Raw genomic sequence first — 17,055 nt, forward strand, 5'->3', positions numbered from 1 at the left:
GGGGAAGCGGGGGCGAAGCGGCGCGGGCGGGTCAGCGGTCGACGCGGCGCTTCTTCCCGCCCAGCAGCCGCGGCGGGGGACCGGCGGTGGTCGCCGGGCTCGGCACCGGCCGCACCACGGCGTACCCCTCCGGCCGGTCGTGCGGCCCCTCGATCACCTCGCCGGTCGGGGTGAGCCGGACGATGTACGACTCCTCCGCCCAGCGCACCAGCTGCCCCTCGTGGGTCTGGGCGTTGAGGCGGTCCTTCATGAGCAGCGGGGCGACCTCGTCCCACAGCCCGGTGCCCGGCTCGACCCGCTCGCAGGCGGCGACGAACGAGATCAGCCGCCCGCCCTTGTCCTTGCTGCGCAGCGTCACCGGCACCCGCTCCGCCTCCGGCAGGCCCGGCAGCGGCTGCTCGCCCTCGCCGCCGGTGAGCACGTAGGCCGAGCCGTCGTGCCACAGGTGCCAGGCGGCGCGGGGCTGGGGGAGACCGGGCAGGTCGAGCCACAGCAGCCCCGACTTCTTGGCCGCCTCCTCCACCAGCGCCGTCCAGCTCCGCCCGGCGGACTCCTTGGACTCCGTGGACTCCCCGGACGGCTCCCCGGCCCGCTGGTCGGCGGGGTCGGCGGCGGCGTCGCTCGTACCGGCAGGCATACCGGCAGCGTGCCACAAAACGGCGGTGGATAGCATCCGGGCCATGCGCTCGCGACGTACCACCCTTGCGGTCCCCGGCAGCAACCCCCGTTTTATCCAGAAGGCCCAGGGCCTCCCGGCCGACGAGATCTTCCTGGACCTCGAGGACGCGGTCGCGCCCAGCGCCAAGGAGGAGGCCCGCAAGAACGTGGTCGCCGCGCTCAACGAGGGTGACTGGACCGGGAAGGTCCGCGTGGTGCGGATCAACGACCTGGAGACGCACTGGGCGTACCGCGACGTGATCGAGGTCGTGGAGGGCGCCGGCGCGGCCCTGGACTGCGTGATGCTGCCCAAGGTGCAGGACCCGTCCCACGTGCAGTGGCTGGACCGGCTGCTCACCCAGATCGAGAAGGCGATGGGGTACGAGCCGGGCCGGATCGGGATCGAGGCCCAGATCGAGGACGCCCGGGGCATGGTCGCCATCGACGCGATCGCCGCGTCCTCGCCGCGGCTGGAGACCCTGGTCTTCGGGCCGGGCGACTTCATGGCCTCGATCAACATGAAGACCCTGGTGGTGGGGGAGCAGCCGCCCGGCTACACCGAGGGCGACGCCTACCACTACATCCTGATGCGCATCCTCATGGCCGCCCGCGCGAACGACCTGCAGGCCATCGACGGGCCGTACTTCAACGTCCGGGACGTGGACGCCTTCACGCGCGTGGCCCAGCGGTCGGCGGCGCTCGGCTTCGACGGCAAGTGGGTGCTGCACCCGTCGCAGGTCGACGCCGGGAACCGGGTGTTCTCGCCCGCGCAGGAGGACTACGACCACGCGGAACTGATCCTGGACGCCTACGACCACAGCACGCGGGTGGAGGGGCGCGGCGCCGCGATGCTGGGCGACGAGATGATCGACGAGGCGTCCCGCAAGATGGCGCTGGTGATCGCGGCCAAGGGCCGGGCCGCCGGGCTGGTCCGCACCTCGGCGTTCGAGCCGCCCGAGGCCTGACCGGTGCCTTGAGGGCCCCGGCCCGCGGGATCACTATCGGCACAAGCGTCGCCTTCCGGCACGTACGCTCTGTTACAGCGGAAGGGCCTTCGGGCCGCTGACCCAACAGGGAGGTCGCGCGTGTCGGATCCGGCGGACAACGGCTGGGCTCCGCCCGATCCCGGGCTGCCGGGTGAGAACGGCTCTCAGGGGCCCGCAGCGCCTCTGCCTCCCGCGAACCCGTCCCCGCCGTCCCCGGCACCGGCCTGGCCGGGACAGGGGCCGCAGGAGGGCCCTCAGGGCTGGCCTGAGATGGCTCCCGACACCCGCCCTGGCATGAGCCCTGGTCAGGGGCCTGGTCCGGGTGAATACCCGCCGCCCTACCCGCACCTCTACGGGGCTCCGCCCGGCACCCAACCGCATCCGCAACAACAGCCGTACCCGCACCCGCAGCAATACCAGTGGCACCCGCAGGCTCAGCACCAGCCCTACCCTCACCCGTACGCGCCTCAGAGCGGATATCCCCAGCCCTACGGCCCGCAGGGGATGCCCTACGCGGGCTATGGGGTTCCGGTCAAGCGCCCGTGGGACGTGCCGACTCCGCCCGGATCGCCGTACCACCGCATGGCCCGCACGGCGGTGCACCGCTGGTGGCGGCCCTGGGTGGGGACGCTCGCGATCCTGTTCGGCGGCTTCTCCTCGGTGATGGTGCTGGGCATCGGCGCGATGGTCATCGCGGCCGTGGTCACCGGCGAGGTGCCCGACGGGACCGGCTCCGGCACCACCATCCTCGGCAACGAGATCGCCGATCTGGGCTTCAACCTGGCCGCGCTGGCGGTCTTCCTGCCGTTCGCGATGCTGGTGCCCTGGTGGGTGCAGCGGCGCCGCCCCGGGACGGTGTCCTCGGTGGTCGGGCGGCTGCGCTGGCGCTGGCTGCTGGTCTGCGCCGGGCTGGCGCTGGCGTTCTGCGCGGTCTCGCTCGGCACGTCCTGGGTGGCGGGCCTGGCCGTGGACGACCCCGCACCGGCCGCCGAGCAGTGGGTCGGGTGGGAGCGCTTCCTGGTCGCCGCCGCGTTGATCGTGGCGCTGGTGCCGTTCCAGGCGTCCGCCGAGGAGTACGTCTTCCGCGGCTGGCTGCTGCAGGCCGTCGGGGCGTGCACGCTGGAGACCCGGCGGGGACGGGTCGGGCGGGCCCTCAGCGTGGTGTTCCGCACGCCCTGGCCGGGCATCGTGATCGGGTCGGCGCTGTTCACGTCAGGGCACGGCTACACCGGCTGGGGGATGCTGGACGTCTTCGTCTTCGGCGCGATCGCGGGCTGGATGACGGTGCGCAGCGGCGGCCTGGAGGCGGCCATCGCGCTGCACGTGTTCAACAACCTGATGGCGTTCCTGATCCCGGCCGCGGTGGGGCAGCTCGACATCGTGCAGGGCGCGGTGCCGTGGCAGTACGTGGTGGCCGACGTGATCCCGATGGTGCTGTACGCGGTCGCCGTGACGTGGCTGGTGAAGCGGCTGAGGATCCAGACCGTGGTGCCCGATCCCGACGCCGCCGCGCTCGCCTCGCCCGAGGCTCCGGCCCCTCCGGCCGGGCCGGAGGCGGAGCACGCGGGCGCGACCGCTCCCGGGGATCCGGTGGACGACGTGCCCGACGCCCAGATCAGCCCCGGAACCGGCTGGCGCTGACCGTCCGCCCCGGGGTCAGGGCTTGGCGGGGTCGGCGGGCGCGACCGGGACCCGGACGCCGTCGACCGTGACGGCCCCGGCGGCGGGCTTCAGCGCGGGCGCGGGACGCGTCGCCCGCCCTAGCGTGACGACGCCGACCTGGTCACCGCCGGGTAGCACGATCCAACCGCCGGCGAGCCGGGACCCCCGAACCGTCGAGGTCGCGCGGTACAGGCCCGCGGGCGCCTTCACGGCCCCGGCGCGGAAGGCGAACAGGCCGTCCTCGTCCAGGCTGGCCGCCCCGACCACGCTGTCGCCCTGCACCGACCCGGTGACCAGGCCCTCGGGTCCCTGCAGCCGGATCAGGCCCTCGGGGTGGATCCGGCCGCGCAGCCAGGCCTCCAGCCGCTCGCCGTCGCAGACGTAGGCGATCGCGGCGCCGTTCTGGACGGTGAGGGCCACCACCGCGCGGGAGTCTTTGACCCGGGCGGCGTAGGTGGTCGCGGGGCCCAAACTCGGCAGGCCGCCGGACGGCGACGGCAGGACGGTCCGCGCCGGCGCCGTGGGCGGCGGGGCTCCGGCGGGGCGGCCGGTCTCGTCCGGATCGGAGGAGACGGTCCGCACGAGCACGACGGTGCCGATGACGATGAGGGCCAGCAGGCCGGCGAGCAGTGCCGGCGGCGACCCCGTCCGGCGCATGGCTCCCCCGACCGCGGTGATGCCTTCGTCCGGCCCACCATCTCACAGCAGGCCCCACCCGCCCAGTGCGTCCAGGAGGCCGGGGGCGGCCGGGAGGGCGCGGAGCTCGGCGGGCGTGAGCCAGCGGGCCTCCGCCGCGTCGTCCCCGGCGCGCAGGGCGCCGCCCCGCACGGTGACCTCGTAGTCGTGGATCTCGTAGGTGACGCCGTCCGGGCCCGGCCGCTCCACCGTGCCCACCAGGCGGCCCACGGCCACCTCCAGGCCGGTCTCCTCGCGCATCTCCCGGACGACGGCGGCCTCGTCGCTCTCGCCCGGCTCGACCCGGCCGCCGGGCACCGACCACGTCCCGGCGGCGGGCGCGCGGCCGCGCTTGACCATCAGCAGCCGGCCCGAGCCGTCCCGGACGATTCCCCCTACGCAGCGCACGTTCACGTGCCCATTCTCCGTGCCCCCGCGCCCGGGCATTTTGTGCCCCTTTTCCGCCGGGTTGAGCTGGGACAACTTGACGTGAAGACTCCTTACACCGCACTGTTGGTAGCCATGAGGGCGGAGCCCACGTGCCCGCGCTGCGGCGGGCCGCTGCACGCGCCCAGCCTCTGGTCGAGCGACTGGAGCTGCGACGCTCACGGCGTGGTGCTGCCGAGGCAGCCGCCCCGAAGCCCCAGCGCCGAAGGGCTCGCCGCCGTCCTCCGCGAGGCCCGGGTGCCGGTGTGGGTGCCGTGGCCGCTGCCCCTGGGATGGCTTGTCACGGGCTTCTGCACGGTCGGCGACGACCGTACCGGGGCCCGCGCCTGCACGGTCGCCCTGTCCGGGCCGGGCCTGCTCCGCGGCCCCGCCGACATGCTCCTCATCGCCGAGCAGCCGGGGACGGGCCTGGGGGCCTTCTACGCGGGCCTGGACGCGCCCGATCCCGGCAACGTCTTCGAGGGCAGCCCGGCGGACGTCAAGATCGACGTCCAGGGGCCCACGGCGACCTGCGGGCACTCGGTCCCGATGTGGGCGGTGCCGTCCAAGCCCGACCGGGCCGTGTACGTGGGCGAGGCCATGGGCGAATGGCTGTGGGTGGTGCTGTGGCCCGCGGACGCCGGCGTCCTGATGCTGGAACGGCCCCACCTGATCGACCTCCGCGAGCCCGGCATGGAGGTCGACCTTCCGTACGGGGCGTTCAGCCCCCGCCTGGAGAGCTGACGTCACCGCTTCCTGGTAGATACGGGGCATGCGCATCGATCTGCACAGCCACAGCGACGCCTCCGACGGGATCCGGCCGCCCGCCGAGGTCGTACGCCGTGCGCGGGAGGCCGGGCTGGACGTGCTGGCGCTGACCGACCACGACACCGTCTCGGGCTGGGACGACGCCGCGCGGGCCCTCCCGGAGGGGCTGACGCTGGTTCCGGGCATCGAGCTGTCCTGCCGGTACGAGGGCCGCAGCCTGCACCTGCTCGGCTACCTCTTCGACCCGTCCGCCCCCGCCCTGGCCGCCGAGCTGACCGCCATCCGCGCGCACCGGGTGGACCGGGCCCGGAACATGGTCGACCGGCTGCGCGCCCTGGGCGCGGACGTCTCCTGGGACCGGGTGCGCGAGCTGGCCGGCGGCGAATCCGTGGGACGGCCCCACGTCGCCCGCGCGATGGTGGAGGCCGGGGTGGTGGCGTCCCTCGACGAGGCGTTCACCGGCGACTGGATCGCCGATGGCGGCAGGGCACACGTCGGCCCGTACCCGCTGGACCCGGCCCGCGCCGTCCGGCTGGTCCGGGAGGCGGGCGGCGCCTGCGTGCTGGCCCACCCGCGGCCGGGGCGGAGCGCCTACACCCTGGGCGACGAGGCGATCGAGGAGCTGGCGGCGGCCGGGCTGGCGGGGATCGAGGTCGACCACCCCGACCACGCGCCCGAGGACAGGGCCCGGCTGCGCGACCTGGCCGCCGGGCTGGGGCTGTTCGGCACGGGCTCCAGCGACTACCACGGCGAACTCCCCGACGACCGCCTCGGCCGCGAGACCACCGCCGTCCCCGCCTACGAGGCCCTCCTCACCTCGACCTCCGGCACCATACGACCACTCACGAGCACCTGAGCCCACGCCGGACCCGCCGGAGATCGTCCTGCCGCAAGGCGCGCCCGGACGATCTCCGGCGTCCCCATCCGGTGGACGGCGCGCGATAGGGTGCGGGCGTGGACGCGCGCATCGAACAGGTGGTGACGTCGGGGACGATCACCCTGGACGACACCGAGTACGACGTCGAGAACAACACCTACCTGGTCGGCGACGACGACGAGGTCATCGTGATCGACCCGGCCTACGACGCCGACGCCATCCTCAAGGAGGTCGGCGACCGGGAGGTCATGGCCGTCATCCTGACCGACGGCAACGAGCACCGCCTCGGCGTGGTGCTGGAGGTCGCCGCCGCCGGCGAGGACGACGAGGAGAACTGGGCGCCGATCGCCCTGCACCGCGCCGACCGGCTGCTGTGGCGCGACTACTTCGGCCGCCTCGCCAAAGAGGAGGAGGACGAGGACGACGCCAAGGCGCTGCGCTCGGTGGAGCCCGACATCTGGCTGGAGGACGGCGGCGTGTTCGAGATCGCCGACGCCCAGCTGGAGATCGTGCAGACCCCCGGGCACACCCCCGGCGCGGTCTGCGTGATCAGCGAGCAGCTCGGCGTGCTGTTCTCCGGCGACACCCTGCACCGCAACCGGCCCGGCTCCATCGGCGGCCAGTTCGAGGACCTGCGCAAGCAGCTCAACTCGATCGGGGCGCTGCTGACGCCGCTGCCCAAGGACCTGCGGGTGCTGCCGGGCCAGGGCGAGGAGACCACGGTCGGCGACGAGGACGCCCGCTGGGAGAGCTGGGGCGAGCTCGCCCGCGAGGGCGACAAGGACTGACCCGCTCCCCGCCTCCGACGGACGGTTCCTCTCATGGTCGCCGAGCAACTCGGCCTCGAAGGTATGCCGCAGCGGCTCTACACGTGCACGCCGTCACGGCTGAACAACTGGCTCGACTGCCCGCGCCGGTACCGGATGACCTACCTGGACCGGCCTTCGCCGCCCAAGGGACCGCCCTGGGCGCACAACAGCGTGGGCTCCAGCGTGCACAACGCCCTGGCCGCCTGGTGGCGGCTCCCCGAGCCCGAGCGCACCGTCGAGGCCGCCGGGTCGCTGCTGGCCCGCGGCTGGCTCACCGACGGCTTCCGCGACGACGCCCAGTCCGCCGAGTGGCGCGGCCGGGCCCGCGAGATGGTCGAGCGGTACGTCGCGCGCCTCGATCCCGCCGACGAGCCCCTGGGCGTGGAGCGCACGGTCGCGACCCGCACCGACCGGATCGCGGTGTCGGGACGCATCGACCGCCTCGACGCGCGCGGCGAAGAACTGGTCGTGGTCGACTACAAGACCGGACGGCACGTCCTGACCTCCGACGACGCCCGCGGCTCCCTGCAACTGGCGCTGTACGCGCTGGCCGCCGCCCGCGTGCTGCGCCGCCCCTGCCGGCGGGTGGAGCTGCACCACCTGCCCAGCGGCGAGGTCGCGGTCTGGGAGCACACCGACGAGTCGCTGCAACGGCATCTGCGGCGCGCGGAGCAGATCGCGGCGGAGGCGGCGGAGGCCGACGCCGCGTACCGCGAACGGCTGCGCCCGCCTGCGGTGCCGCGCCCCCGTCCCGGCGAGGGCGCCGCGGTCGACCACACCCCGTACGACGAGGCCTTCCCGCCCCGCCCCGGCGGCCTGTGCTCCTACTGCGACTTCGCGAGGCACTGCCCCGAGGGCCTGGAGGCCGCCCCCCGCAAAGACCCCTGGGCCGCTGTTTAGTTTTTGCATGCACGAGCTGCGCTCCTCGCCTGGCGGCTCGTCGCTGTGTTTATTGCGTTCGCGAGCTGCGCTCCTCGCCTGGCGGCTCGTCGCTTGTCGCGAACGCGGCGATCGCTGCATCGCTCCGAACTCGCCTTGACGGCTCGCTTCGCGATCAGGTTCTCGCTTCGCTCGAACCTGGCTTCGCACGCGATCGCAGCGCTTGAGCGACCGTTCGGGGCTGAGTCGACGGGCTGAGCTCGTCCGAAAGGGGAAGAGGCCGCGCGGTTCCGTGCCGCACGGCCCTCTTGGTTTTCGGTGGTCAGGCGTCGGAGGGTCAGTCCGGCTTTTTGCCGGGGAGTCGGAGGGGTCGCCACCCTCAGAGTGTTACTACCGTCTCTGTCAGGCGGATACGAGCGCTTCGCGCTCTTTCCAGCGGCGGGGGCTCTTGAGGCCGTAGAGGCCGTGGCTCAGGTCGTAGCCTTCGGCGGCCAGGCGGTGGCGGGCCCGGTCCAGCATGTCGCGGGTGGGCTTGGCGAAGGCGTAGTCGTGCATACGTTCCGGTACGGAGTTCATCGCCATCCGGAACGACCGCAAGGCGGTGGTGACGGCGGGCCGGGGGACTTCGGGCAGGGCTCCGTACATCTGGCGGGCCCAGTCCGGGAGCGTGTAGTAGCACAGGGCGCCGAAGGGGAACCAGCCGGGTTTGCCGGGGGCCAGGTACTTGAGGTTGTCCGGCATGGTGGGCCACATCAGGAACCGGACGGTGGCGGCGGCCTCCTCGGTGACGCGGAGCCGGGGCCGCATCTCGGCGAAGTAGGCCTCCATCTCGGCGACGCTGCCGGGGACGTCCTCGGCGTGCAGGCCGACGAGGGTGGCGCTGCGCCGCTGCTCGTCCAGGTAGCGGTCCGCCATGGCGTCGGTCAGGAGGAGTCCGGCGCGGCGGGCGACCTGGAGGTAGGAGTAGACCTCGGCGCAGTGCACCCAGAGCAGGAGTTCGGGCTGGTCGAGGCGTTCCTTCCTGCCGGTGTCGTGGTTGTGGATCCGCAGGCTGCGGTGGATGTCGCGGACGCGTCTGGCCGCGGTCTCCGCCTCCTCGGGGCTGCCGAAGGTTCCGATTCCGACGAAGTCGGACGTCCTCTGGAGCCGTCCGAAGGGGTCCTCCTGGAAGTTGGAGTTCTGCCAGACGCCCCACATGGCGACGGGGTGGAGGGCCTGCAGCATGAGGCCGCGCACCCCGCCCACCCACATGGACCGGTCGATGTGGACGCGCCAGGTGACGCTTTCCGGGGGCTGGACGGTCGCCGGCATGCACGCACCTCGCATCGTGAGACAAACTTCAGTAAGTGTGTCATTACACGGGCGCGCCCGCATCACCGGCCCCCGTGACAGGCGCGTCGGCGCAGGTCAGCGGGTGCAGCGTTCGCAGTGGTTCCAGAAGTCGGTGAGGGCGTGGGCGGTCGTCTCGGGCGCCTCGACGGCCGGGGAGTGCGCGGCGCCGGGGATGACCACCCTGGACGCGTCGAGCCGCTCGGCCATGGACGCCTGCTCGCGCGGGTCCCAGGCGTCGTCGTCCTCGCCGTACAGCACCAGGGTGCGCAGCCCGGTGTCCTCGGTCAGCTTGGCCAACTCGTCGACCTGGTCGGGGCAGCCCAGCAGCTCGTGCGCCATCGCCACCAGGGCGGTCTCGGAGTTGCCCATGGTGCGGGCCTGGAGGAAGTCGACGATCTCCTGCGGGAGGCCGCGCCTGCGGGCGTCCGGCTCCAGGCTGAGCGTCCAGATCTGCCCCAGGCCCAGCTGCGGGATCGCGTCCCGCAGCGCCGTCGCCCTGGCGGCCACCGGCCCGGTCAGCCCGGCCGGGCCGGAGCTCATGATCGTGTACGAGGCGGGCCGGAGGTTCCCCGACAGCAGCGCCTCCCGGGTGACCAGGCCGCCGAAGGAGTGCCCCACCAGGTGAACCGGGTCGGGCCCCAGGGCCGCGGCCAGGGCGGCGATGTCGTCGCCGAGCGCGGCCCGGGTGTAGGCGGACGGGTCGTCGGGCCCCGGGGTCTGGTACTGGCCGCGCATGTCGACGGCCACGACCCGGCGCCCGGCGCGGGCGAGCGTCTGGAGCACCGCCAGGAAGTCCTCCTTGCTGCCGGTGTAACCGGGCACCAGCAGGGCCGGACGGCGTTCGGGCACACCCGATCCGGGGAGGGCCTCCAGCACGGCGAACGCACCGCGGGAGGTCTCGACCGACGTCCGGCGAACGCCGGGGGGCAAGGTCAGGAACCGGGGCGTACTCACAGGTGGCCACCATACTCAATCTCGACGGGACGACACCGGTCAAGGCGCTTCGGTGGTAGCGTCCAGGCCGTGGATCAGGGCGCTGCACGGGACGACGGCGTGCCGCCGCTGCCGGGCGCCGCGGCGGCGATCTCCGCGCACCGCCGGGACGAGGCGGGCCTCGCCGGGCTGCGGGACGCGGTGGCGTCCGGTGCCGAGTACGTGGAGATCGATGTCCGGCGTACCGCCGACGGAGTCCTGGTCGTCCATCACGATCGTACCGCCGCGGGTGTGCCGCTGAACCGCTGCTCCTACGCGCGGGTACGCGAGCTGGCGCCCGATCCGGTGCCGCGGGTGACGGAGGCGCTGGAGATCATCGGGGGCCGGGCGCGCGGCCATCTGGACCTCAAGGAGCGGGGCTGCGAGCACGAGGCCGTGGAGCTGGCGCGGGAGGCGTTCGGCGAGGACGGGTTCGTGGTGACCACCCGCGAGGCCGGGTCGATCGCGCTGATCAAACGGGACTTCCCCGGGGTGACCGCGGCGCTGTCGGTGGGGCGCGGGCTGTGGGAGCGCGGCGCGGTGCGCGACTTCGTCCCGCTGCGCGCGATCCGCGAGTGCGGGGCGGACATGGTGGCGCTCAACCATCGGCTGGCGCGGGCCGGCGTGCTGCGCCAGTGCGCGCGGGCCGGGTTCCCCGCCATGATCTGGACGGTCAACGCGGTGCCGCTGATGCGCCGCTTCCTGGACGATCCGCGGGTCGCCGTGCTGATCACCGACCATCCGGGGGCCGCGGTGCGGCTGCGCGACCACCGGCGGCGCTGAGCCCGCCGCGCTGAGCGAGAGCGCCGCCGAAGGGGCGCGACCGTGGCCGCGCCCTCCGGGTCGCCCGCCGTCTCGGGCGGGACACTGCGAGATCACGTGGCGAGCGCGTGATCCCGCAGTGGGAGCCGGGACGCTGATCGGTGCGGCGCATCCCGGCCGGTCGGTCGGTCGTGTCGGTCAGGTGTCGTCGTGTCGTCAGGTGTCAGGTGTTCTGCGAGGCCTCGCTCGCGGCGGCCGGGGCGGTCTCGCCCTCCGCCACGGGCTTGCCGGCGCGGGTGCGGCGGCGGCCCCGGCTGCGCTTGCGCTCGGTCGCGACGGCTCCGCCGGACCGCTCGCCCTCGCCTCCGGGCTCGTCGGCCGCGGCCGGCTCGTCCCGGACGGCCCTGGTCGCGGCCTGTCCGGCGCCCTCGTGCGCGGCCGCGTCGACCGGCTTGCCGCCGCGGGTCCGGGCGCGGCTGCGCTTACGCCGGCGAGCGGGCCGGTCATGGTCGCGGTCCTGGTCCCGGTCGCGCCGGTGCGAGGAACGGACCTTGCCGGTCTCGCCGATGTCCTCCAGCTCCTCGGCGTCCAGCCCGGCGCGCTCGCCGCGCTGCTCCTTGGGGAGCTTGCCGGTGGTGCCCTCGGGGATGCCGAGCGCCGCGTAGAAGTGCTCGGAGGTGGAGTAGGTCTCCTCCGGTGCCGCGAAGTCCAGCGACAGGGTGCCGTTGATCAGCTTCCACCGGGTCAGGTCGGACCAGTCGACCAGGGTGACCGCGACGCCCTCCTTGCCGGCCCGGCCGGTGCGGCCGATCCGGTGCACGTAGGTGTCGGCGCTGTCGGGGCACTCGTAGTTGACCACGTGGGTGACGTCGTCGACGTCCAGCCCGCGGGCCGCCACGTCGGTGGCCACCAGCACGTCGATCTTGCCGTTGCGGAACGCGCGCAGCGCCCGCTCCCGCTGGCCCTGCCCGAGGTCGCCGTGCACCGCCGCGGCGGCGAAGCCGCGCCCGGCCAGGTCGGAGGCGACCCGGTCGCAGGCCCGCTTGGTCTGGCAGAACACCATGGTCAGCCCGCGGCCCTCGGCCTGCAGCAGCCGCGCCACCATCTCGGGCTTGTCCATCTGGTGGGCCTGCCAGACGTGCTGGACGACCTGCGGCGTGGCCTCGGACTCGGTGTGCGACTCGGCCCGCACGTTGGTGGGCCGGGTGAGGTACTTGCGGGACAGCGCCACGATCTCGCCCGGCATGGTGGCCGAGAACAGCATCGTCTGCCGCTGCGCGGGGATCCGCTCGACGATCCGCTCGATGTCGGGCAGGAAGCCCAGGTCGAGCATCCGGTCGGCCTCGTCCAGCACCAGCACGCCGACCTCGGAGAGGTCGAGGTGCTTCTGCTTGACCAGGTCGAGGAGCCGGCCGGGGGTGCCGACGACCACGTCGACGCCCTCCCGCAGCGCCTCGATCTGGGGCTCGTAGGCGCGGCCGCCGTACACCGACAGCACGCGGGTGCCGAGCTTGCCGCCGGCGACCAGGAGGTCGTCGGTGACCTGCAGCGCCAGCTCGCGGGTCGGGGCCACCACCAGCGCCTGCGGGCGGCCGCGGCCGTGGGTGATGCGCTGGAGCAGGGCCACGCCGAACGCCAGCGTCTTGCCGGTGCCGGTGCGGGCCTGCCCGATGATGTCGTGCCCGCCCAGCGCGATCGGCAGGGCGAGCTCCTGAATGGGGAACGCGTCGACGATGCCCTCGCTGGCGAGGGCATCGGTTATCTCGGGTACGACCCCGAGTTCACGAAAGGTAACCAGGGCTTCCAGCCTCCAAAAGTGCGGGGTCCTCGCTCCCGGGGCGGCGCTGCTCCGGGACCCGGCACCGCGATGCCGCGGTGGGCCGGGCCGATCGAACACACCGGCGCCGGCCGGGCCGTCCCGCGGGGACGGTCGCCGGGTCGCCAGGTGTGGCCGCGCGCTCGCGCGGGAGGGACCAGCCGTCGATCAAAATTCCTTCGGCGACCGCAGTCAGGGGTTGAAAGCAGTCACTCGCTGTGGCTGCGTGCGGTCACACTCCGCGACGCAGTGTACCGACCGTTGGATCCGTACACCAATGGCCGATCATAGGAAGGAACGCTTCCACCCGTAACGGCTATTCCCCGGGCGCCGGAGGTTGGTGTATATGGGGCGGTTGATTCGCGGTGGCGGGGCGGCGTTCGCGGGACGGATGGGACGACGCGCCCCCGGGCCCCGGCCGTCTCAGGGAAGGACCGAGACGGCCACAGTCGGCCATCGGAACGTTCCCGGCCCCTCGATCGTTCCCGCGTCGTTCGTCACGGACGGCATGCGCATGATCCTGACATTCTTGGCTCGTGAGCGATGGCAGGGACATGACGGGCGCGCCGTCCGGGGCCTCCGGGGCCCTGTGGCGGCTGCCCGGTTTCACCGAGGTGCGGGAGCTGGGCGCCGGTGCGCAGGGCCGGGTGGTGCTGGCCCGGCACGACGAGGGCGGCGGCCCCGTCGCGATCAAGTACCTGGCCCGGCGGGACGGCGACGTCCCCGAGGTCGAGCGGCTGCGGGACGAGGCGGCGATGCTCTCCCGGGTCACCGACGAGCACGTGGTGCGGCTCTACCGGTTCGTGACGAGCCGGCACGGCGCGGCGCTGGTCATGGAGGCCGTGGACGGGGTGTCGCTCGGACGGCTGCTCGCCGAGACCGCCCCGCTGGAGCCGGAGGCGGCGCTGGCGATCCTGAAGGGCTCGCTGCTGGGGCTGGCCGCCGCGCACGCGGTGGGGGTGGTGCACCGCGACTACAAGCCGGCGAACGTGGTGGTGCGGGGCGACGGGCTGAGCAAGCTGATCGACTTCGGGATCGCGGCGCCGGCGGGGGAGGGCTCGCGGTCGGGGACGCCCGCGTACATGGCGCCCGAGCAGTGGCGCGGCGAGGCGGCGTCCCCGGCGACCGACGTGTACGCGGCGACCTGCGTGTTCTTCGAGTGCGTGACCGGTGACCGGCCGTTCCGGGCCGAGGCCGCGGCGGGGCTGATGCACCGGCATCTGAACGAGGAGGTGCCGGTCGAGGACGTCCCGGAGCGGCTGCGCGACCTGGTGGCGCGCGGCATGGCCAAGGAGCCGGGCGCGCGGCCGCCGGGGGCCGAGGCGTTCGTGGCGGAGCTGGAGTCGGCGGCGGCCGAGGCGTACGGCGCGGACTGGGAGCGGCGCGGCGTGCGCGCGCTGGCGGTGGCCGCGGTCGCGCTGGCCGCGCTGTTCCCGCTGGGCGCCGCCGCGATCGGGTCGGGCGGTGCGGCCGTGGGGGTGAGCGCGGCCGGGGCGGCGAGCGCCGCCGGGTCGGGAGTCGGCGCGGGCGCGGTGTCGGGCGGTGCGGCTGCGGGCGGCGGCGTCATGGCCGCGACCGGGGCGAAGGTGGCGGTGGCGGTCGGCGCGGCCACCGTCGTGGCCGCCGGCGGGGGGACGGCCGCCTACGTCGCCGCCGACCGGGGAGAGGAGCCGGCCGTGCGCCCGGTCGCCGCCGTCTCCACCCTCAACCAGTCGACCCCGCTGCCGGGACGGCCCGCGCTCCAGGTCCAGAACGCCCAGTTCATCCGGATCAGCGGCCTACCGGACGCCGATCTGCTGCGGCGCGTCAACACCGCGCTGCGCGCGCCACTCGACCAGGCGATCCAGGGGCTCCGCAGGCAGGTGACCGGGCCGGTCTTCGGCGAGGCCAACCGCCCGCGCTGCGCCACCGTCGGGAGCCGCGCCGCCGTCCGCTACAGCGGCCCGCGGCTGGTCTCGGTGCTGTACGAGTTCGAGACCCGCACCTGCTCGGTCGCCGATGAGCAACCGGGGTTCAAGGGCGCCGTCAACGTCGACCTGCGGACGGGCCGGGCGCTCACCGCGGCCGACATCTTCCGCGACCTGGGCCCGAACGGCCTCGCCGCGCTGACCCGCGTCATGCCGGACATCGGCGACGCCCAGCGCGACTGCCTGCCCGGCGGCCGCCTGCGGCGCGCCGACCTCGAACCCGCCCAGGCGGGCGGGGCACCGATCCAGGTGGTCTTCACCCGGGAGCGGGCGGAGCTCACCCTGGTCGCGCCGGGCCTGGCGTGCGGCACCTTCGTGGTCTGGCCCGTCCCGTACTCCGGGATCATGAACCTGATCAAGCCCGAGGTGGCGGCGCTGCTGCCCGGTGCGTCCCCGAGCCCGGAACGGACATGAGCGTGAACTGGCAGGTCGACGGCTTCACCGAGGTGCGCGAGCTGGGCTCCGGCGCCCAGGGGCGGGTGGTGCTGGCCCGGCACGCGACCGGGAGCCCCGTCGCGATCAAGTACCTGGTCCGCCGGGACGGCGACGACGCCGCGATCGAGCGGCTCCGGGACGAGGCGGTGATGCTGGGCCGGATCACCGACCCGCACGTGGTGCGGCTGTACCGGTTCGTGAACGGGGAGCACGGCGCGGCGCTGGTGATGGAGGCCGTGAACGGCGCCTCGCTGAAGGAGATCCTGGCGCGGCACGGCGCGCTGGGGCCGGAGGCGGCGCTGACCGTGCTGAAGGGGTCGCTGCTGGGGCTGGCCGCCGCGCACGCGGTGGGGGTGGTGCACCGCGACTACAAGCCGGCGAACGTGGTGGTGCGGGGCGACGGGCTGAGCAAGCTGATCGACTTCGGGATCGCGGAGCCGGCGGGCGAGGGCTCGCGGTCGGGGACGCCCGCGTACATGGCGCCCGAGCAGTGGCTGGGCGAGCCCGCGTCCCCGGCGACCGACGTGTACGCGGCGACCTGCGTGTTCTTCGAGTGCGTGACGGGCCGCCGCCCCTACGCCGTGGGGGAGGGGCTGGGCGCGCTGCGCGAGGGCCACCTGAACGGCGCCGTGCCGGTGGAGGCCGTGCCGGGTCCGCTGCGCGACCTGCTGCGACGGGGCATGGCCAAGGGCGCGGCCGAACGCCCGCCCGGCGCGGCGGAGTTCGTCACGGAGCTGGAGACGGCGGCGCTGGCCGCGTACGGGCCGGGCTGGGAGCAGCGCGGGATCCGTGCCATGGCGGGCGGGGCGGTGGCGCTGGCCGCGATGTTCCCGCTGGTCGCCGCGGGCCTGGCGCCGTCCGCGACGGGAGTGGCGGGCACCGCCGCGGCGTCCGGGACGGCCGCGGGCGCGGTGGGTACGGCGGGCGCGGGAGGCGCTGCGGCGGGAGGAACGGCGGCGGGCGCGGGAGGCGCGGCGGTGGGAGGCGGCGCGGCCGGGGGCACCGCGGCGGGGACTGCTTCGGGCGCCGGCGGTGGCGGGATCTTCGCCGCCGCCAGTGCGAAGATCGTCGCCACCGTGGCCGCCACCACCCTCGCCGCCGGGGGCGTGGGCGCCTACGCCGTCGGCACCCGCGACGACGGGCCGCCCGCCGGGGCCACGCCCGCGCTCGTCCCGGTCAGCGCCCGCGTGGTGACCGCGAACCAGCCCGCGGGCGGCGGCGCGGCGGCCGCCGCGCAGCAGTACGTCACCGTCAGAGGGCACCGGGACAAGGCCGTCGAGCGGCGGATCAACGCCGCGCTGCGCGCCGCGTCCGACCGCGGACTGTCCACCTACCGCCGGGAGTACGCGGGCCGCCCGGACGTGCAGGAGGTCCACTCCACCGCCGAGATCACCCTGAAGACGAACCGGCTGGTCTCGGCGTCGTACTCGTTCGGCGTCACGCCCGTCCCGGACGGCTCGGGCAACTGGGTGAAGAACTTCACCAGCGAGGCCACGATCGTCGTCGACCTGGTCACGGGCCGCACGCTCGGTCCGAACGACCTGTTCACCGCCGCCGCGTTCACCCCCGCCGGGCTGGTCCGGCTGGCCGACCGGATCGCCCCGCACGACGAGCGGCGATGCCTGCGGCCCGGTCCGGTCCCGGGCGAGGCGAACAAGCCCTTCCGGATCAAGGCGTCCGACCTCCAGCGGACCGGCTCGCCGGTCCAGATCGCCCTGGCGCCGCGCGAGGCCCGGTTCGAGATCGCCGTGGAACGCCTCGACATGACCATGGCGGGGCAGGTGTGCCAGGTGACGGACGCGAGGGTCCCGGTGGACGAACTCGCGGATTTCCTGACGCCTGCCGTGCTCAAGGAGATGCGCTCGGCCACTCCGACGCCCACGCCCAGCCCGTCCTGACGATCCTGACGGCACGTGGACGTGCGGAAGGCCCCCGCGTGCAGGGCGCGGGGGCCTTCCGGTCTCGGGGCGCCGACTCTCTGGACGCCGTTTCCGTGTTCGTGTTCTCTTCGTTCTCCTCGTGCGCCGTACCC

The 17,055-nt window shown here is 74.3% G+C and carries 15 protein-coding genes; 9 read left to right on the forward strand and 6 right to left on the reverse strand.

What is annotated here, in order from left to right; all coding sequences use genetic code 11:
- Nucleotides 1–31: 31 nt before the first annotated feature.
- Entirely contained in the window at nt 32–637 is a 606-nt protein-coding gene (locus ACZ466_RS31135; RefSeq protein WP_378285118.1) for a hypothetical protein, read from the reverse strand.
- Between the two features lie 43 nt (nt 638–680).
- Here ACZ466_RS31135 and ACZ466_RS31140 point away from each other — a divergent pair, with 43 nt between their 5' ends.
- Together ACZ466_RS31140 and ACZ466_RS31145 are read left to right on the forward strand one after the other, a co-directional pair.
- On the forward strand, nt 681–1,622 hold the full coding sequence (locus tag ACZ466_RS31140) for an HpcH/HpaI aldolase/citrate lyase family protein (RefSeq protein ID WP_378285117.1): 942 nt from the start codon (nt 681–683) through the stop codon (nt 1,620–1,622).
- A gap of 603 nt (nt 1,623–2,225) precedes the next feature.
- Nucleotides 2,226–3,284, forward strand: a complete 1,059-nt coding sequence (locus ACZ466_RS31145; RefSeq protein ID WP_378285116.1) for a CPBP family intramembrane glutamic endopeptidase — start codon at nt 2,226–2,228, stop codon at nt 3,282–3,284.
- 15 nt (nt 3,285–3,299) lie between these two features.
- Here ACZ466_RS31145 and ACZ466_RS31150 read toward each other — a convergent pair whose 3' ends face one another.
- A complete protein-coding gene (locus ACZ466_RS31150) occupies nt 3,300–3,962 on the reverse strand; it encodes a hypothetical protein (RefSeq protein WP_378285113.1) in 663 nt (220 codons plus the stop codon).
- 42 nt (nt 3,963–4,004) lie between these two features.
- The gene (locus tag ACZ466_RS31155; protein ID WP_378285111.1) at nt 4,005–4,394 is read right to left on the reverse strand and encodes an NUDIX hydrolase; all 390 of its coding nucleotides are present in this window, start codon (nt 4,392–4,394) and stop codon (nt 4,005–4,007) included.
- Nucleotides 4,395–4,502: 108 nt separating this feature from the next.
- Here ACZ466_RS31155 and ACZ466_RS31160 point away from each other — a divergent pair, with 108 nt between their 5' ends.
- The 4 genes from ACZ466_RS31160 (at nt 4,503) to ACZ466_RS31175 (ending at nt 7,760) form a co-directional block, all read left to right on the forward strand.
- The gene (locus tag ACZ466_RS31160) at nt 4,503–5,150 is read left to right on the forward strand and encodes a DUF6758 family protein (RefSeq protein ID WP_378285109.1); all 648 of its coding nucleotides are present in this window, start codon (nt 4,503–4,505) and stop codon (nt 5,148–5,150) included.
- Nucleotides 5,151–5,178: 28 nt separating this feature from the next.
- Nucleotides 5,179–6,030 (forward strand): PHP domain-containing protein, encoded by an 852-nt coding sequence (locus tag ACZ466_RS31165; protein ID WP_378285107.1) that lies wholly within the window; start codon nt 5,179–5,181, stop codon nt 6,028–6,030.
- A gap of 98 nt (nt 6,031–6,128) precedes the next feature.
- On the forward strand, nt 6,129–6,839 hold the full coding sequence (locus ACZ466_RS31170) for an MBL fold metallo-hydrolase (RefSeq protein WP_378285106.1): 711 nt from the start codon (nt 6,129–6,131) through the stop codon (nt 6,837–6,839).
- 33 nt (nt 6,840–6,872) lie between these two features.
- Nucleotides 6,873–7,760, forward strand: coding sequence for a RecB family exonuclease (locus tag ACZ466_RS31175; protein ID WP_378285105.1), 888 nt, complete (start codon nt 6,873–6,875; stop codon nt 7,758–7,760).
- A 381-nt stretch (nt 7,761–8,141) separates the two neighbouring features.
- Here ACZ466_RS31175 and ACZ466_RS31180 read toward each other — a convergent pair whose 3' ends face one another.
- Together ACZ466_RS31180 and ACZ466_RS31185 are read right to left on the reverse strand one after the other, a co-directional pair.
- Nucleotides 8,142–9,050, reverse strand: coding sequence for an oxygenase MpaB family protein (locus ACZ466_RS31180; protein WP_378285104.1), 909 nt, complete (start codon nt 9,048–9,050; stop codon nt 8,142–8,144).
- A gap of 96 nt (nt 9,051–9,146) precedes the next feature.
- Nucleotides 9,147–10,025 carry an alpha/beta fold hydrolase gene (locus ACZ466_RS31185; RefSeq protein WP_378285103.1) on the reverse strand — a complete coding sequence of 293 codons (879 nt, stop codon included), beginning with the start codon at nt 10,023–10,025 and terminating at the stop codon, nt 9,147–9,149.
- 69 nt (nt 10,026–10,094) lie between these two features.
- On the opposite strand from ACZ466_RS31185, the gene ACZ466_RS31190 reads away from it, so the two are divergent.
- Nucleotides 10,095–10,826 (forward strand): glycerophosphodiester phosphodiesterase, encoded by a 732-nt coding sequence (locus ACZ466_RS31190; protein ID WP_378285102.1) that lies wholly within the window; start codon nt 10,095–10,097, stop codon nt 10,824–10,826.
- 202 nt (nt 10,827–11,028) lie between these two features.
- Here the strand turns inward: ACZ466_RS31190 and ACZ466_RS31195 are convergent, their stop codons facing one another.
- Complete coding sequence (locus ACZ466_RS31195; RefSeq protein ID WP_378285101.1) at nt 11,029–12,702, reverse strand: DEAD/DEAH box helicase; 1,674 nt, start codon at nt 12,700–12,702, stop codon at nt 11,029–11,031.
- Between the two features lie 455 nt (nt 12,703–13,157).
- On the opposite strand from ACZ466_RS31195, the gene ACZ466_RS31200 reads away from it, so the two are divergent.
- Together ACZ466_RS31200 and ACZ466_RS31205 are read left to right on the forward strand one after the other, a co-directional pair.
- Entirely contained in the window at nt 13,158–15,002 is a 1,845-nt protein-coding gene (locus ACZ466_RS31200; protein ID WP_378285100.1) for a serine/threonine-protein kinase, read from the forward strand.
- Nucleotides 14,999–16,921, forward strand: a complete 1,923-nt coding sequence (locus ACZ466_RS31205; RefSeq protein ID WP_464041764.1) for a serine/threonine-protein kinase — start codon at nt 14,999–15,001, stop codon at nt 16,919–16,921. The genes ACZ466_RS31200 and ACZ466_RS31205 overlap by 4 nt, the downstream gene beginning before the upstream one ends.
- Nucleotides 16,922–17,055: the final 134 nt, after the last annotated feature.

Source organism: Actinomadura rugatobispora, from assembly GCF_055379765.1.